The organism is Vibrio sp. JC009 (assembly GCF_029016485.1).
Classification (GTDB): Bacteria; Pseudomonadota; Gammaproteobacteria; order Enterobacterales; family Vibrionaceae; genus Vibrio.
In genome coordinates, this window is sequence record NZ_CP092106.1 from 1,570,303 (window position 1) to 1,587,117 (window position 16,815).

The following is a 16,815-nucleotide window of genomic DNA, read 5'->3' on the forward strand; positions in this document are numbered from 1 at the left end:
ACGGACTTTGTCCTACAGGTAAAAGGTGGCAGGAAAAAGGTTTTAAGTGTTGACATTACCAGCATAAATTGTAATTTTTAACCTGCAACCTGCAACCTGCAACCTGCAACCTGCAACCTGCAACCTGCAACCTGCAACCTGCAACCTGCAACCTGCAACCTGCAACCTGCAACCTGCAACCTGCAACCTGCAACCTATAACCTAATAATAACCCCATGAACCAATACACATTCCGCCTAAACATAACCTACCAAACTTTCTTGCAGCATTACTCCGGTGCCGCGAGTAGTGTTATGGTGCTTTCCGAACAAGGCCTGAAAATCCAGATCCCGGCATCACGTCTAAGGCCTTTCCTTTCACAATTAGGCATCAAAGGCCGGTTTCGCTTGATAACTGACCAGAATAATAAGTTTGTTAAGTTAGAATCTCTATAAAAGCCAGATTTGCTGGTCATTTGTTTATTTAGTTCAGTCACATATTCAGATATTTCCCTCCGCTTAGTTATTAAAGTGTTAACGAGTATTCAATAATGTTTTTACACTGTGTATATACTCAACACAATATCCCTGCATAAATAACTATAATCAGCCAATAACGGAGTGGAAAAATGACCGAGCGTGATAAAGTAGTGCCGGTTCTTCTTGAAAAAGTGTATCAGCTTATTCAGGACAAGCTTGAAACTGGTCAAAAACCTCTGGTTGCTCAACTTGCTAAGCATCTGTTTAGTCATATATCTCAGGATGACATCATTCATCGTAACGATTCAGATCTTTACGGAGCGATCATCAGTCTGTGGCACCACATATCCGAAACCGAAACCGACGATATGTCGGTGAGTGTTTTTAATCCAACAGTCAGCCGTCATGGTTGGCAGTCCACTCATACCATCGTTGAGATCGTCATTCCTGATAGTCCGTTTCTGGTCGATTCCATAAAAATGGCGTTAACCAGAATGGATCTTACCTGCCACTTTATCCTTCATGGACCGACCCAAATCGAGACGGATGAATCGGGCAGTGTGCTTTCACTTAACAGTGGCAAAGGTGAAATGCGATCCCTTTTCCACCTTGAAGTGGACAGGCTTGGCACCAAAGAGGAACGCAGCGAACTGAAAGCTGAAATTGAAAAAGTGCTCGCTGATACCCGCCTGGTTGTAAATGACTGGAAGAAGATGACGAAAAAGCTTTCCGATGTCATCAACGAGATTGAAAAGCAAAAGAGTCAGTTACCGGTACCGAAGGAACAGGTTGAGGAAACCTTGCAGTTTCTTCGCTGGATGGGCGATCATAACTTTACCTTTATGGGCTATAAGTCCTTTGATGTTGTGGAACAAAAAGGGGAGCTGCAACTCAAGCCAACCGAAGACGAAGGGCTTGGTCTGTTTTCTGTCTCCCGAAGAGTCAGGAGTGTTAAGTTCTCAGAATTTGCCGAGTCAGCAAGAAGCGAAGCAATCAAACCTTATATGCTGATCCTAACCAAGGGTAAGAATGCATCAAGAATTCACCGCCCGGCTTATACCGACTATATCGGAATTAAGAGATTTGATTCTGCCGGCAATGTTATCGGCGAACACAGATTTACCGGGCTTTATACTTCGGCGGTGTACAACCAGAGTGTTGCCAATATTCCGCTGGTACGCCAAAAGGTAGAACGTATTCTGGAATCCAGTGGCTATCGCAAGGGATCTTATTCCTACAAGGCGCTGCATAATATTCTTGAAAACTATCCGAGAGATGAACTGCTTCAGGCAAAAGAAGAAGAGCTGCAGGAAGTGGGAACCGGTGTGGTGCAGATGCAGGATCGTGATCTTGTCAGGCTGTTTATCAGAAAGGATCCCTTCGGCCGATTCTTCAGTTGCATGGTTTACGTGATCAAAGACAGATACAACACCAAGCTGAGAAAACAGACACAAAAGATCCTAAAAAACTATTTTAGATCCGGACAGGAAGTGGAGTTCACCACTTACTTTTCCGAGAGTCCGCTTGCCAGAACTCACTACATAGTGCGCGTTGACAACAACAATATTAATTACGATGTAAAAACGATAGAGCAGAATCTGATGGAAGCATCTTCAACCTGGGATGACCGTTTAAGTGATGCAATCATTGCTAATATGGGAGAGAGTAAGGGACTGTCTCTTGCCAAAGAATATATGCGCGCATTCCCGCGTTCCTATAAAGGGGACATTATGCCGGGCTCTGCGGTGGATGATATCCAGCGGCTAGAGAAACTCAGTGATGACAACAAATTAGGCATGCTGTTTTACCGGCCTCAGGAAGAGGGGGTGGATTCCAAAGTGGTTCACCTGAAACTCTATCACCGTGATGAGCCGATACACCTGTCTGATGTTATGCCTATGTTGGAAAATCTGGGGCTCAGAGTTGTGGGTGAGTCACCGTATGAAGTGAGAAAGTTAAGCGGTACGGTTTACTGGATCCTGGATTTCTCCATGATTCATAACAGCGAAACTTCCGTCGATCTTAGAGAAGCGCGGGATCGTTTTCAGCAGGCATTTGCCCAAATCTGGTCCGGCGATCTGGAAAGTGACGGCTTTAACCGTCTGGTGCTGGGCGCCGATCTCACCGGCAGAGAAGTGACCATACTGCGCGCCTATGCCCGTTATATGCGTCAGGTTGGCTTCCCGTTCAGTCAGAATTATATTGAGCAGACATTGTCTGATCATCCGGGTCTTGCCAAGAGTCTTGTGGATCTGTTTGCCCGTCGCTTTGATCCAAAATATAAAGGCGGAGCGAAAGGTCAGGCGGATCTTACCAGGCATATCACCGCCCAGCTTGATCTTGTTGAGAGCCTTGATGATGACAGGATCATCAGCCGTTATATGGAAATGATCCAGGCAACGGTGAGAACCAATTTCTACCAGACAAATGAAAAGAATGATCATAAGCCGTGGCTGTCATTAAAGCTAAAACCGGCTGAAATTCCAGATATTCCGGCGCCGGTTCCGGCCTTTGAGATATTTGTCTACGCGCCGGATATTGAAGGTGTTCACCTGCGAGGCGGAAAGGTCGCCCGTGGCGGGTTGCGCTGGTCAGACAGACAGGAAGATTTCCGTACCGAGATCCTTGGTCTGGTTAAAGCGCAACAGGTGAAAAACACCGTTATTGTTCCTGTTGGCGCAAAAGGGGGCTTTGTCTGTAAGAAACAGGCTTCGTTCTCAGGCCGGGATGCGATATTTGCGGAAGGTAAGCGCTGTTATAAACGCTTTATCCGCGCACTGCTGGATGTATCCGACAATATTATCGACGGCAAACTGGCTTACCCGGAGAATGTGGTCAGGCATGATGAAGATGATCCGTATCTGGTGGTTGCCGCAGATAAAGGCACGGCAACCTTTTCTGATTTAGCCAATTCGGTTTCTGAAGAATACGGCTTCTGGCTTGGTGATGCGTTTGCATCCGGTGGCTCCAACGGTTATGACCATAAAGCCATGGGTATTACCGCTAAAGGGGGGTGGGAGTCAGTTAAGCGTCACTTCAGAGAAATGAACATTGACTGCCAGAAGACAGATTTTACCTGTATCGCTATCGGGGATATGGCCGGTGATGTCTTTGGTAACGGGATGCTGCTTTCTAAACACATTCGCCTGCAGGCGGCGTTTAACCATATGCACATTTTTATAGATCCAACTCCGGATTCCGCAACAAGCTGGAATGAACGTAAGCGGTTGTTTGATCTGCCACGATCATCCTGGGAAGAGTACGACACCAAGTTGATCTCTTCCGGTGGCGGTGTATTTTCAAGACGATCCAAGTCGATCAAATTAACGCCAGAAATCCAGAAAATGCTGGGAACCCGTAAAGCGTCGATGGCGCCAAATGATCTGATTCAGATGCTGTTGCAGATGGAAGTGGATCTTCTGTGGAATGGTGGGATCGGCACCTATGTGAAGAGTGCTTCGGAATCAAATAGTGAGGTCGGAGACAGGGCAAATGATGGCTTAAGAATTAACGGTTGTGATCTTAGGGCCAAAATTGTCGGTGAAGGCGGAAACCTTGGTATGACTCAGCAGGGGCGTATTGAATATGCACTGAAAGGAGGCCGGGTAAATACGGACTTTATTGACAATGTTGGCGGTGTTGATTGCTCCGATAAAGAAGTGAACATTAAGATCTTTTTAAACACCCTGGTTACTAACGGTGATCTGACCGTTAAGCAGCGTAATGTGATCCTGGATAAGATGGAAAATGAAGTCAGCGAGATTGTTCTTGAAGAGGCATATTGCCAGGCTGAATCCATTTCTGTAAGCCAGCAGCAGGGCACTTCACTGGTTAAAGAGCAGATGCGTTTTATTCATACTCTGGAGAAGAGCGGGTATCTTGACCGCCAGCTTGAGAATATTCCTGATGATGAAACTCTGCTTGAACGGGAAAAACAAGGCGTTGCTTTCACCCGTCCGGAACTGTCTGTGCTGGTGGCTTACAGTAAGATGCTGTTAAAAGAGCAGCTTGCCTGTAACGCAATTGCTGAAGATGAGTTCCACAAGCAGTTACTGGCGGAATATTTTCCTTCGGAGTTACGCGGTAACTATGAAAAAAGTTTCTCAAATCATCCTCTTAAGGTGGAAATTATCGCAACATCGCTCGCAAACCAGATGGTTAATGAGATGGGCTGCAATTTTGTCACCAGACTGGAAGAAGAAACCGGGGCAGAGGTGACAACGATTGCCAATACCTATGCTGCTGCACGTGAAATTTATGGCTTTGCCGATGTATTTGAGCAGATCCGAAAACTGGATAATGTTGCAACGACCCAGGTTCAGTACGAGATTCTTTATATTGTCAGAAGAACCTTAAGAAGGCTGACCCGCTGGTTAATCAGAAACCGTTCGGCGAACTCATCGGTTCATGAGCTGGTTGCATCTTATAATGGTGATGTAACAAGAGTGATTCAGTGCCTGGATGATTCACTGGTTCCTGATGAAGTGCAAGAGCATAATGAACTGGCACACAGCTGGATAGAGCAAGGCGTGTCCGAAGAAATTGCCACTTATGTTTCACGTTTGTCTAGCCTGAACTCTGCACTTGATATTTCAACCATTGCCAAAGAAAGTGCTAAAACGGTCGAAAATGCTTCCAAGCTTTACTTTACTCTTGGGGACAGATTGTCATTGCACTGGTTCCTGAAACAGATCAATGCACAGCCGGTTGATAATAACTGGCAGGCACTGGCAAGGGCAGCATTCAGAGAAGATCTGGACTGGCAACAGCGGCAGTTAACCGCTCAGGTTTTAGGCTGCAGTTGCTCTGTTGATCAGTTTGAACCGGAATCTGCGCTTGAAAGCTGGATGAGCAGTAACAGTAATGCACTGGTGCGCTGGGAAAATATTCTTAACGAGTTCAAAGTGGGTTCTGCACATGAATTCGCAAAATTCTCCGTGGCATTACGTGAGCTGATGTTGCTGAATTTGAGTTGTTCAACCAGAAGTTAATCCTGAAAGTAGTTGATATTTCGGGTAGTAGATGAGGCGCTTTCTTGCGCCTCATTTGTTAGTCAGACGTCATTCTTGCGGAGGCAGGAGCGCGTTGTAAAGCTTACTATCTTCTTTGAGTTACGCTGTAACATGTTCTTTAAGGTTAAAATCATACTGAAATCACCAATATTTCAGCCATTTGTGTGAATTCTTTCCTATTTGAATTGAATTATTGTTGAAATAGAACAATAATACTCACCCGTTTACACGGGGCTCACATCTTTCGGAGGCATAAATGCTCTACCGCCTAGCCAGGACTGGCTTTTTTCAACTTGATGCCGAAAAGGCACACGATCTCGCCATTGAAAATTTCAAACGTATCCAGGGAACACCACTCGATCTTGTATACCGTCAGACTTTGCCAAACCGTCAGGTTGACTGTATGGGGATTACCTTTAAAAATCCGGTAGGTCTGGCCGCTGGTTTGGATAAGAACGGTGAGTGCATTGACGCATTTGGCGCAATGGGATTCGGTTTTATCGAAGTGGGTACAGTAACACCAAGACCGCAACCAGGTAATGACAAGCCGCGTCTTTTCAGAATTACTGAAGCAGAAGCGCTTATCAACCGCATGGGATTCAACAACAAAGGTGTTGATCAGCTGGTTGAGAATGTTCAGAAAGCCAATTATGACGGCGTTCTTGGCATTAACATAGGTAAAAATAAAGACACTCCGCTGGAGAAAGGCAGTGAAGATTATCTGATCTGCATGGAAAAGACTTACCAGCATGCTGGCTATATTGCCGTTAATATCTCTTCTCCAAACACGCCGGGACTAAGATCGCTTCAATACGGTGAGGCGTTAGACGATTTGCTGTCAGATCTGAAAGCGAAGCAGAAAGATCTGGAAGCCAGGCACGGAAAATATGTTCCGCTGGCACTTAAGATCGCACCTGATCTGAGTGATGAAGAAATTGTTCAGATTTGTGACTCTCTGGTAAGACACAATATTGATGGTGTTATCGCCACAAATACCACGCTTGACCGTAGTATTGTGAAGGGCATGAAATTCGCAGAAGAGACCGGCGGTCTTAGCGGACGTCCATTACAGTCGCGCAGCACTGAAGTGATCAGAATGGTGAACAAGGAGCTGGGTGATAAACTACCGATTATCGGTGTTGGTGGTATTGACTCCTATGTTTCTGCCAAAGAGAAAATGATGGCTGGTGCCAAACTGGTGCAGGTTTACTCTGGTTTTATCTACCATGGACCTGGTCTGGTTCGTGATATCGTGAAAAATTTGTAACCTGAATAATCAGTAGTCAAATTTGTAAGCATTTTAACAAGAAAGAGGGATTAGTTTTCCTCTTTTTTTTTGATTTTCCGCTTGTAGACTTATTTGTAACGTCAGTGCTAGGCAATTCTCTTGGTTGTCTAACTGACTGATCATATGTAAAAAACATGAGACGGAACGATGCTTAAACCCAGAGATACATGGAATTGGTACTTTGATAAGTGTGAGAGCGCTTTGATGCTGGACCTTGGAAATGACATGCTGTTTCGTGTCAACCTTCCTCAAAAGATGCTGGTCGACTGTGCCTTTCATTACAGTGATTTTAACGTTGACGATGCATCTGCATACCAAATTTTCCAAGAACAAACCGAACAACTTGACCTTAGCGAGCCAAGACAGGCCGAACTGGTGCTAAATTGCGTTGCCGCAAAGCGTTTTCACAAGCCGGTTCAGCCAAAAAGCTGGTTCTTTGATCGCCAGGGCGAAGGATATCAACCGCAAGAAGGTGATATCGTACATCTACAAAACAGATTAAGCAGTGGTTATTTTATGGTGGTAGAGGTTTGCGACAACGCAAGTCTCTGCGCTTTTATCGAGCAGGATGAGTTCTCTCTGGACGGCGTTAAATCGCTTCAGTTCGGACAGCCTATTAAGGTAATGCACGACCGGATGGAGTGTGCTAATCATGTCTTTGAGGAGCCCCTGGTCGCTCTGGTTGGCTGAAACCCTCCCTTTAGCTAACTCGTTCCAAAGTAGTACTTTCGGCCCGCAGAGGGCCGTTTTTTTTTGCCTGCTAGTTTTCTGCCTCCGCAGTTCTTCTCAAACCGGTCAAACCTAATCGTAATTTTTGATTTCTGTTTCTCTAAGCAGTGAGACATAGCCACCAAAGCTAATATTTTTTTAATTATTTTTTTCCCGTTTCAGACGTGAATTGAGTGCATTTTAATCAAATTATTCCTGTTTTACCTGATAAATGTAATTAAATTACGATGCAAATAGAGTGGTGGTATATACCAATAATGACGCGAATAAGTATGCACTTTCATGATTGGCTTTTTATGAACGTAGAATAAAGTGAATAGTGAACACTTACATATTTTTAATAGGAAAATATCTGAGCAGCAGAAAGATAAGCGCCAGAAATGAAGGATATTTAGCCGAACAGGCTCTGTTTGAAGAGAAAAGTCAGGTTAAGTTTATAAATTGATAGCTTTCTCAGGTATAATCAAACCCATTTTTTTGCACCTGAAGACCAATATGAATCAATACCTAGCAATCACTTCTAACGGGCTCGAAAACCTTCTTGTTGAAGAGTTAAAAGCACTGGGCATTTCTGATCCAAAACCTGTTCAGGCAGGCGTAAGATTTAAGGCAAGTAACAGAGATGTGTACAAAGTCTGCCTGTGGAGCCGGATTGCTTCACGATTTGTAAGAGTCTTATCAGAATTTAACTGCCAGGATGATATGGATTTGTACCTGTCAGCCTCAGCAGTGAACTGGTCACAGTACTTTGATGCTAAGAAGAGTTTTGTTGTGGACTTTAACGGTACCAACCGTGAGATCAGAAACAGCCAGTACGGCGCACTGAAAGTGAAGGATGCCATCGTTGACTGCTTTAATAAGAAAGGGCAGCAGAGACCTTCGGTAAGTAAAGAGCGTCCGGACTTGCGCGTACATGTTCGCCTGCACAGAGAGAAAGCGATTCTGGGCATTGATATGGTTGGCTCAGGTCTTCACCAGCGTGGTTACAGAACTGAATCTGGCCGCGCTCCGCTTAGAGAGACACTGGCGGCTGCTATTGTTATGCGTAGCGGATGGGAAACCGACAAACCACTGCTTGACCCAATGTGTGGCTCCGGCACCTTGCTTATCGAGGCGGCGTTAATTGCGGCTAATATGGCACCGGGTGTAAACAGAAAAAGCTGGTCTTTTGAAGCTCTGAATGACTTTGAGCCGGACGTCTGGGCTGAGCTGAAATCTGAGGCCAATGTACAGGCAAGACGCGGTGTCAAAAAAGTTGACGCTAAGTTTTATGGATTTGATAACAATAAAAGAGTGCTTGCTACAGCAAAAGAAAATGCTAAAAGAGCAGGTGTCAGTGAACTGATTGAATTTGGCAGCGGTGACGCCTCTGTGATCACCAAGCCTGCGGGCTTTGAGCAGGGCACTATCGTCTGTAACCCGCCATACGGTGAGAGACTGGGTACCGAGCCGGGTCTGATTGCGCTGTATACTGCATTTGGCGCACAGCTTAAGGCTGAGTTTGGCGGCTGTAATGCCTCTATCTTCTCCAGTTCAGATGATCTGCTGAGCTGCCTGAGAATGCGTGCCGATAAGCAGTTTAAACTGCATAATGGTGCGTTACAATGTCACCAAAAAAACTACAATATTGCTCAGCGCAATGATAATCCGGCTTCTTCAGGTGAAACGGCTGTAGTGGCTCCTGACTTTTCAAACCGCCTTAAGAAGAATATTGCCAAAATAGGCAAGTGGGCGAAGAAAGAAGAGCTGGATTGCTACCGTATCTACGATGCAGACCTTCCGGAATACAATGTCGCTATTGATGTTTATCTGGATCATCTGGTTATTCAGGAATACGCCGCTCCTAAGAACATCCCGGAAGAGAAAGCCAAGAGAAGGTTGACGGATGTTATCCGCGCGGCTATTCAGGTTACAGGTGTTGCTGCCAATAATGTTGTGCTGAAAACCCGTGAGAAGAAGAAGGGTAAATCTCAGTACGAGAAGCTGAATCAGGGCTCTGAATACCTGGAAGTGAATGAGTATGGCGTTAAGCTGCTGGTGAATCTGCATGATTATCTGGATACGGGTCTGTTCCTGGATCATAAGATCACCAGAAAGAAAATCGGTGAACTGGCTGGTGGCAAGGATTTCCTTAATCTGTTTGCTTATACCGGTTCGGCCACTGTTCATGCAGCTTGTGGCGGCGCTAACTCAACGACAACAGTGGATATGTCCAAAACATATCTGGACTGGGCTAAGAAAAATCTTGAACTCAATGGTAAGGTTGGACGCCAGCATAAATTTGAGCAGGCTGACTGTCTGCAATGGCTGCGCAGTGCTCAGGGTAGTTATGATTTGATTTTTATTGACCCGCCAACTTTCTCAAACTCAAAGCGCATGGAGCAGAGTTTCGATATTCAGCGTGACCATATCCTGTTGATGAAGGACCTGAAAAGGCTGCTGAGAGAGAAGGGAACCATTGTTTTCTCAAACAACAAACGTCATTTTAAAATGGACCAGGAAGCACTGAAAGAGCTGGGACTGTCGGCCCGGAATATCTCTTCTCAGACACTGCCGATGGATTTTTCAAGGAACAAACAGATTCATAACTGCTGGCTGATAGAGCACGCAGAATAATAAGGTAATACAGTAAAGAATCATGGCATTACTTACGATAAACAATGGCCAGCTAGCGTTTGGCGATCATCCTCTGTTAAATCACTCTGATTTTGCTCTGCAGGAGAACGAAAGAGTCTGTCTTGTGGGCAGAAACGGAGCCGGTAAATCAACTTTGATGAAGGTGCTGGCCGGTGAAGTTCAAATGGACGATGGTAAATTTCAGATCACTCAGGACGTGGTGGTTTCCAGGCTGGAGCAGGACCCGCCAAGAAATCAGAGCGGAACGGTATTTGATTATGTGTCCGCCGGCCTTGCTGGCATTGGGGAACAGCTGAAGATCTATCAGGATCAACTTGATCTTGTGGCGGAAGCCCCGAGTGAAAGCAATATCAACAAGCTGGCAAAAATACAGGAAAGGCTCGAACATTCTGGCGCATGGCGCTTTGAAGACAGAATCAAGAACGTAATGGCTGCGCTGAAACTGGACGGCCACACCTTGCTGACCGATCTTTCCGGTGGCTGGCAGAGAAAAGCCGCTCTGGCTAAGGCGCTGGTGTGTGACCCAGATGTCTTGCTGCTGGATGAGCCGACTAACCACCTGGATGTTACCACCATTGAATGGCTGGAGACCTTTCTGAAGGATTTCAGAGGCTCTATCGTGTTTATTTCGCACGACCGTGCTTTTATCAAGTCCATGGCAACAAGAATTGTTGACCTTGACCGCGGTAATCTGACTTCTTTTCCTGGCAACTACGATCAGTATCTTATTGATAAAGAAGAAGCGCTGCGTGTTGAAGATATGCAGAACGCTGAGTTTGATAAAAAACTGGCGCAGGAAGAGGTGTGGATTCGTCAGGGAATCAAGGCCCGGAGGACGCGTAATGAGGGCAGGGTAAGGGCCCTTAAAAAGCTGCGTACAGAGCGCAAAGAGCGTGTTGAGGTTCAGGGTAAAGCCAATATCAACATCGACAACGCAGCCCGCTCAGGAAAGGTGGTATTTGAAGCGGAATCGGTCAATTACTCCATTGACGGCAAGAATCTGGTATCGGATTTCAGTTTTAATATTATGCGCGGAGATAAGATCGCGCTTATCGGTCCTAACGGTTGCGGTAAAAGTACGGTTTTGAAGCTGTTGCTTGAAGAGCTAAAGCCGGAATCCGGCAAGTTGCGCTGCGGTACTAAGCTGGAAGTGGCTTATTTTGACCAGTACCGTGAGATTCTGGACCCGGAAAAAACGGTCATGGACAACCTTGCTGACGGCAAGCAGGAAGTGATGATTGGCGGCAGACAGCGCCATGTGCTGGGATATCTGCAAGACTTCCTGTTCCCGCCGAAACGGGCCAGAACGCCGGTAAAAGCACTCTCTGGTGGTGAGAAAAACCGTCTGTTACTGGCGCGTATTTTCCTAAAACCAAGCAATTTACTGGTGCTTGATGAACCAACTAACGATTTAGATATCGAAACACTGGAACTTTTAGAAGATTTACTTGCCAACTATGAGGGTACTTTGTTGTTGGTCAGTCACGATCGTCAGTTTGTAGACAACACGGTGACTACCAGCTGGATCTTCGAAGGCAACGGTGTTATTGAAGAGTTTGTTGGTGGTTACCACGATGCTCAGCAGCAAAGAGCACAGGTAAAACAGAGCCGGCTGGATGAAAAGCCGGCGAAAAAAGCGAAAGTGGTTGAAGAAAGTCCCAAAAACAACCCATCTCGCAATAAACCGAACAAGTTATCGTATAAGCTACAGCGCGAGTTAGAAGCCCTGCCAGGTAAACTGGAAGAGCTGGAAGGTGAAATTGAGTCTCTGCAGGAGACGGTGAATTCACCGGAATTCTTTACTCGCCCGGTAGAGGAAACACAACCGATTTTAGACAGACTGTCTGAATCGGAGCAGGAACTGGAAATCGCTTTCGAACGTTGGGAAGAACTGGAAGCGATGCAACAGGAATTTTAAATAAATGAGTGTCAAAAATTTTAAACTAACTACGGTAGCCGCTTTTGTTTTAGCTGCTACTAATGCTAATGCTGCACTGTACCAGGTGGTTGAGTCCGATGCTTCATCACTGACTACAGCTGGTGATTATTATAGTAGTGCAATTCAAGGGGCTGGCTCTTCACCTACATCTTGTTTTGACTCAGGTTCTGGTTGTAGCGGTAGTAGCTATAATCTGGCAGGAGACACTCTTAATGCCGGTCAGTCGACAAGTATGTCAAGTAAGCTGACTTACAGAGCAATCGAAGGTATCTCTTATAAAGAAGAAGTGCCTTTTGGTATTGATAGTGACTACGATATCCTTACTCAGGATGATCTGGAAACTTATTGTAATGCTTATCTTGGTTACTCAACTTGTGACTCATGGGCTACATGGCATTGGTCTGGTGATACGGATACAGGGATAGGTGGTTTAGAGAAAGAGCGGAACGCATTTAGCGATAAGGACTATAGCACCAACGCAGATTCATTCTTTGAAGCCTTTACCAGCAGTATTTTTCCTTTTGATCCTGATGAGGGAAGTAGCGCTCCATCAAGCGGTATCAGTAGTGCTCCCACCAGTGGAACAACTGAGCAGGTTGTTACGAACATTATGACTGATACGAGTGGTACGCTGGTTGGTGTAACAGGTATCACCAACAGTGGCTATTATACGACTACTGATGGAAATAGTAATTACGCTCAGCTTTATCGTCAGCGTGGCTTTTTTACCAATAGTGATGGTTCATCAATAACAGTTCTTGAACCAGATTATGATTCTAGTGTTACCAGTGACAGTTCTAAAGATTCTACAATAGTAAATCAGATGGGCCGGACTATGGCCTTTGATTCTTTTAGTTATGGTGGAACACGGTATATCGTTGGTAGTGCGTCCGTAGCACCTTTTTCCTATAGCTATGATGACAAAGATTACACGGGTGATGTTGGAGCATGTGTTGATTACACTGATCCGGCTCTGTATCAGGATTGCCAGAATTTTGCTTTCGCTAACCGTGCATACATCTGGGATTCAAGTAACACCAGCAACAAATATTATGTTGCTGACTGGGATCTGGATTCAGCGACAACAGCTCTGGATGATGATACTGCCGCTCAGGCAAGTGTGAGAGCTGCTACCATTGCAGATGTCAGCACTTCTGCTTATGACGGGCTTCCGGTTCTTGTTGGTTACAACACTGACGAGTACAGTAGTGCCTTTTATATGCAGGCTGCAGTTTTCAGACCGGCAAGTACAAGCTCGTTTGCTATTGATGGTAATGAAAAGTGGACATCCACTTTTATTGAAAATGCAAAGGCCACATCAGGCACCTATCGCAATTCAGTCGCGACAGATATAAACGATAACTTGCTTGTTATTGGTGAAGCAAAATTAAAAACGCCTGAAAATGGTGCTTATGCCAATAAGATGTTTATTGCCGATGCGACAAGCACACCTACAGCCGTCTATTTCAACGATATGTCGGAAGATATTTTCTTTACTGGCGCGGGTGGTCAGGCAAATGCCATAAACAACTACAATGAGATAGTTGGCTCTGTGGATGCGGAAAACCATAGTGAGTCAGGCGGTAAGGCCAGGGATATTCGAGGCTTTATCTATCCTTACAGTCATACCCGTGGCACCGAAACAACCCGAAGGGCGATATTCAGTAATAAAGCCTGGTGGTTAGATGACCTGACTAACGGTGGAACATACAGCGACAATAACAACAAATACCGTATTATTGATGCTACTGATATCAATGATGCCGGTGTGATTTCCGCTACGGCCCTGAAATGTTCTTCTGGCTATGACAGTACAGATCATTTTGCTTATTGTGGTGGCGGTTCAACTCAAGAAAGGATTGTTGCGGTTAAACTGGTACCTATTGCTGGTGCAACCAGTTCAGACATCTCAGCGCGTTCAACTTCTTCAAGCACTACAGTTAGCAGAAGTGGTGGTTCGTTAGGCTGGTTCTCTATAGGCCTGCTAGGCTTATTAGGATTCAGAAGAAGAAAATAAGCTTTCATTGAAAAAAGGCACAGGCTCACAAAAATGAGTCTGTGTTTTTTTTGTGCTTGAGAAAAATTTTCAGATATCGCATTCTTTAAACGTGGGATAACAAAAATTCCACAAAGTAGTAATAGTAGTACGTTAGGACAACGAAATGTATGAGGAACTGCACTATGAAGAGACAGAAGCGTGATCGCCTGGAACGAGCTCAATCTCAAGGCTATAAAGCTGGTCTGAACGGAAGATCAATGGAAGATTGTCCATATCAACAGACAGATGCGAGGTCGGTTTGGTTAGGCGGATGGCGTGATGCCAGAGATGACAAAAGTTCTGGTCTCTATAAATAACATATAAATCCCATACAACCCACTATACTGAGGTCTGGCCCCGAAAGGGGTCATATTTTTAGATATATAATGCACTATAACTAACCGAGTTGAGCAAAATAAAAACAGCCCGAAAGCTGTTTTTATCAAAATTCTTAATTTAGAACGAAGATGTATCCTGGAAAAGGCCAACCTTCAGGTCTTTAGCAACGTAGATTTCTTTGCCGTCAACCAGAACACGGCCATCAGCCATACCCATAACAAGCTTGCGGTTGATTACGCGCTTCATATCGATTTGGTAGGTTACTTTCTTCGCTGTAGGAAGAATCTGGCCGGTAAATTTCACTTCACCCACACCCAGTGCACGGCCTTTACCTTCGCCGCCAACCCAGCCAAGGAAGAATCCAACCAGTTGCCACATTGCGTCAAGGCCAAGACAGCCAGGCATTACAGGGTCACCTGGGAAGTGACAGTCGAAGAACCAAAGGTCTGGTGTAATATCCAGTTCAGCTTCGATATAACCTTTACCATATGCACCGCCATCTTCGGTCATCAGGTTTACTCTGTCCATCATCAGCATGTTTGGTGCTGGTAGCTGAGGGTAACCCGGACCAAATAGTTCACCACGACTTGATGCCAGTAGGTCTTCACGATTGTATGAGCTGCGTTTGTTCTGCATTGTAATATTTACTCCAAATTATTGTAGGTGCATCTTAGTGAACACGTGTACGCTTAACAACTCCGATCAGTTTGATGAGAAACGATTTTTAATTCTCTGAATCAGCCCTTCGTTCATCTCGGTTCGGGCAAAATTCTCAATTCTGTCGGAAATCCTATTTAGTATCGTATCTTCTTCCTCTCCTCTGAACTGTTTTCCTGTGATTAACGCAATGGCTTCATCCACGTTTTCAACAGACCAGATATGGAACTGATTGTTACGAATACTTTCAACAACATCTCTGTTTAACGACAGATGTTTTAAATTTGATTTCGGTAGTATGACACCCTGGTTACCGGTCAGCCCCTGATGCTCACAGACATGGTAAAAACCTTCTATTTTCTCATTCAGTCCGCCAACTGCCTGCACGCGGCCAAACTGATCCACCGCACCGGTAACGGCTATCTGCTGATTAATAGGGCACTCGGATAAGGCGCTCACCAGTGAACAAAGCTCCGCCAGAGAAGCACTGTCTCCGTCTACTTCGCTGTAGGACTGCTCAAATACAATGGAGGCAGCATAGGGCAGAGGTTCATCCAAATCTAAAGCGCTGCTGACGAAAGCCTGCATAATCATCATGCCTTTGGCATGCAGGTTACCGCCCAGTTCAGCTTTTCGCTCTACATCGGAAATATCGCCGTCACCAAAATGAATTACGCAGGAGATCCTCGCAGGTTCACCGTAAGAAACCGGATGACCGGGAACATCAATCACTGTCAGGCCGTTAACCTGACCAACTTGTTCGCCATTGGTTTCAATGATGACCTGTCCGTCGAGGATATCATCCAGAGCCCGTTTAGGAAGGTATGACTCGCGGTAGAACTTGTTATCAAGTGCTTTATCAAAGCTCTCTTCAGTCAGAGTTTTTCCGCCGGACTCAATAGCCGCCTCGGAAAGCAGAGAGTTATACCACTGGAGGCAAAGCGGCATGTATTCCTGATCTTCTGTTTCACGCGCACCGGCGACCATAAGTCTTTTAATACCGGTTTCATCCAGATGAGGCAGGTTAAACCGGTCTGACAGACCTTTTATATAGCGAAGATAATCATTGATGGAGGTATCATTAAGCTTAAGATCCAGTTCTATTTCACTGAATATACAAAAGCCGGACTGAACATCAGCATCGAAATAATCCAGCTCGCTCATCTGCTCTCTGTCGCCAACCACAATAAGCTTTACATCAACCTTATGTGCAGGCGGTTCAAGTGCAATATGTTTAGGATCAATATTAACCGGAGATACCGCTTCTCCCAGCAATGCTGACTTAAGTACCATCCAGGAAGAAGGGTTCACCATAATCAGATTGGCCGAAACAACCAGGTAACCGCCGTGGGCTTTGTTTAGCAGTCCCTGAGTTGAGGAAACCACTTCACCGTCTCTTGCTTTGTACTGACCCAGAATCGCATCAATCTCAAGTGTTTCGGCTTTAACTACTGGTCTGTTATCTGTAATTTCCTGCAGTGCGTCGATTACCGCATTTCTGTAGATAGCGTTGTCCGTTGAGTTGACCAGCAAAACCTTTGTCCAGTTCTTTAACTGCTCAAAACGCTCCAGCGCGTTACGCAGCCTGGGTTGCAGATCTAAAAAGGTTAGGGGAGACAAGGAGTCATACTGGTGAATAGCATCAGTATAGGCTTCAAATTGTGGTGTGACGGAACGCCAGTCTTCTTGGATCATACGTACTTCAAAACTGATAAAGA

The 16,815-nt window shown here is 45.3% G+C and carries 10 protein-coding genes; 8 read left to right on the forward strand and 2 right to left on the reverse strand.

Annotated features, from left to right (window positions below):
• Positions 1-215 precede the first annotated feature (215 nt).
• From L3Q72_RS07170 to rmf, 8 genes are all read left to right on the forward strand, one after another.
• Positions 216-434 carry a DUF2835 domain-containing protein gene (locus tag L3Q72_RS07170; protein ID WP_275131964.1) on the forward strand — a complete coding sequence of 73 codons (219 nt, stop codon included), beginning with the start codon at positions 216-218 and terminating at the stop codon, positions 432-434.
• A gap of 173 nt (positions 435-607) precedes the next feature.
• A complete protein-coding gene (locus L3Q72_RS07175) occupies positions 608-5,449 on the forward strand; it encodes an NAD-glutamate dehydrogenase (protein ID WP_275131965.1) in 4,842 nt (1,613 codons plus the stop codon).
• Between the two features lie 277 nt (positions 5,450-5,726).
• Entirely contained in the window at positions 5,727-6,737 is a 1,011-nt protein-coding gene (gene pyrD / locus L3Q72_RS07180) for a quinone-dependent dihydroorotate dehydrogenase (protein WP_275131966.1), read from the forward strand.
• 168 nt (positions 6,738-6,905) lie between these two features.
• On the forward strand, positions 6,906-7,448 hold the full coding sequence (locus tag L3Q72_RS07185; RefSeq protein ID WP_275131967.1) for a cell division protein ZapC: 543 nt from the start codon (positions 6,906-6,908) through the stop codon (positions 7,446-7,448).
• A gap of 534 nt (positions 7,449-7,982) precedes the next feature.
• Entirely contained in the window at positions 7,983-10,103 is a 2,121-nt protein-coding gene (gene rlmKL, locus L3Q72_RS07190; protein ID WP_275131968.1) for a bifunctional 23S rRNA (guanine(2069)-N(7))-methyltransferase RlmK/23S rRNA (guanine(2445)-N(2))-methyltransferase RlmL, read from the forward strand.
• Positions 10,104-10,125: 22 nt separating this feature from the next.
• On the forward strand, positions 10,126-12,042 hold the full coding sequence (locus L3Q72_RS07195) for an ABC transporter ATP-binding protein (RefSeq protein WP_275131969.1): 1,917 nt from the start codon (positions 10,126-10,128) through the stop codon (positions 12,040-12,042).
• Between the two features lie 4 nt (positions 12,043-12,046).
• Complete coding sequence (locus L3Q72_RS07200; RefSeq protein WP_275131970.1) at positions 12,047-14,080, forward strand: DUF3466 family protein; 2,034 nt, start codon at positions 12,047-12,049, stop codon at positions 14,078-14,080.
• A 164-nt stretch (positions 14,081-14,244) separates the two neighbouring features.
• Positions 14,245-14,418 (forward strand): ribosome modulation factor, encoded by a 174-nt coding sequence (rmf, locus tag L3Q72_RS07205; protein ID WP_275131971.1) that lies wholly within the window; start codon positions 14,245-14,247, stop codon positions 14,416-14,418.
• A gap of 139 nt (positions 14,419-14,557) precedes the next feature.
• Here the strand turns inward: rmf and fabA are convergent, their stop codons facing one another.
• Both fabA and L3Q72_RS07215 read right to left on the reverse strand, forming a co-directional pair.
• A complete protein-coding gene (gene fabA / locus L3Q72_RS07210; protein ID WP_275131972.1) occupies positions 14,558-15,076 on the reverse strand; it encodes a bifunctional 3-hydroxydecanoyl-ACP dehydratase/trans-2-decenoyl-ACP isomerase in 519 nt (172 codons plus the stop codon).
• A 66-nt stretch (positions 15,077-15,142) separates the two neighbouring features.
• Positions 15,143-16,792, reverse strand: a complete 1,650-nt coding sequence (locus L3Q72_RS07215; protein ID WP_275131973.1) for a Lon protease family protein — start codon at positions 16,790-16,792, stop codon at positions 15,143-15,145.
• Positions 16,793-16,815 lie beyond the last annotated feature (23 nt).

Bases quoted from the DNA above. Each gene is read 5' to 3' on its own strand.
- L3Q72_RS07170 (WP_275131964.1), top strand. From the start codon at position 216: ATGAACCAATACACATTCCGCCTAAACATAACCTACCAAACTTTCTTG.
- L3Q72_RS07175 (WP_275131965.1), top strand. From the start codon at position 608: ATGACCGAGCGTGATAAAGTAGTGCCGGTTCTTCTTGAAAAAGTGTAT.
- pyrD (WP_275131966.1), top strand. From the start codon at position 5,727: ATGCTCTACCGCCTAGCCAGGACTGGCTTTTTTCAACTTGATGCCGAA.
- L3Q72_RS07185 (WP_275131967.1), top strand. From the start codon at position 6,906: ATGCTTAAACCCAGAGATACATGGAATTGGTACTTTGATAAGTGTGAG.
- rlmKL (WP_275131968.1), top strand. From the start codon at position 7,983: ATGAATCAATACCTAGCAATCACTTCTAACGGGCTCGAAAACCTTCTT.
- L3Q72_RS07195 (WP_275131969.1), top strand. From the start codon at position 10,126: ATGGCATTACTTACGATAAACAATGGCCAGCTAGCGTTTGGCGATCAT.
- L3Q72_RS07200 (WP_275131970.1), top strand. From the start codon at position 12,047: ATGAGTGTCAAAAATTTTAAACTAACTACGGTAGCCGCTTTTGTTTTA.
- rmf (WP_275131971.1), top strand. From the start codon at position 14,245: ATGAAGAGACAGAAGCGTGATCGCCTGGAACGAGCTCAATCTCAAGGC.
- fabA (WP_275131972.1), bottom strand. From the start codon at position 15,076: ATGCAGAACAAACGCAGCTCATACAATCGTGAAGACCTACTGGCATCA.
- L3Q72_RS07215 (WP_275131973.1), bottom strand. From the start codon at position 16,792: ATGATCCAAGAAGACTGGCGTTCCGTCACACCACAATTTGAAGCCTAT.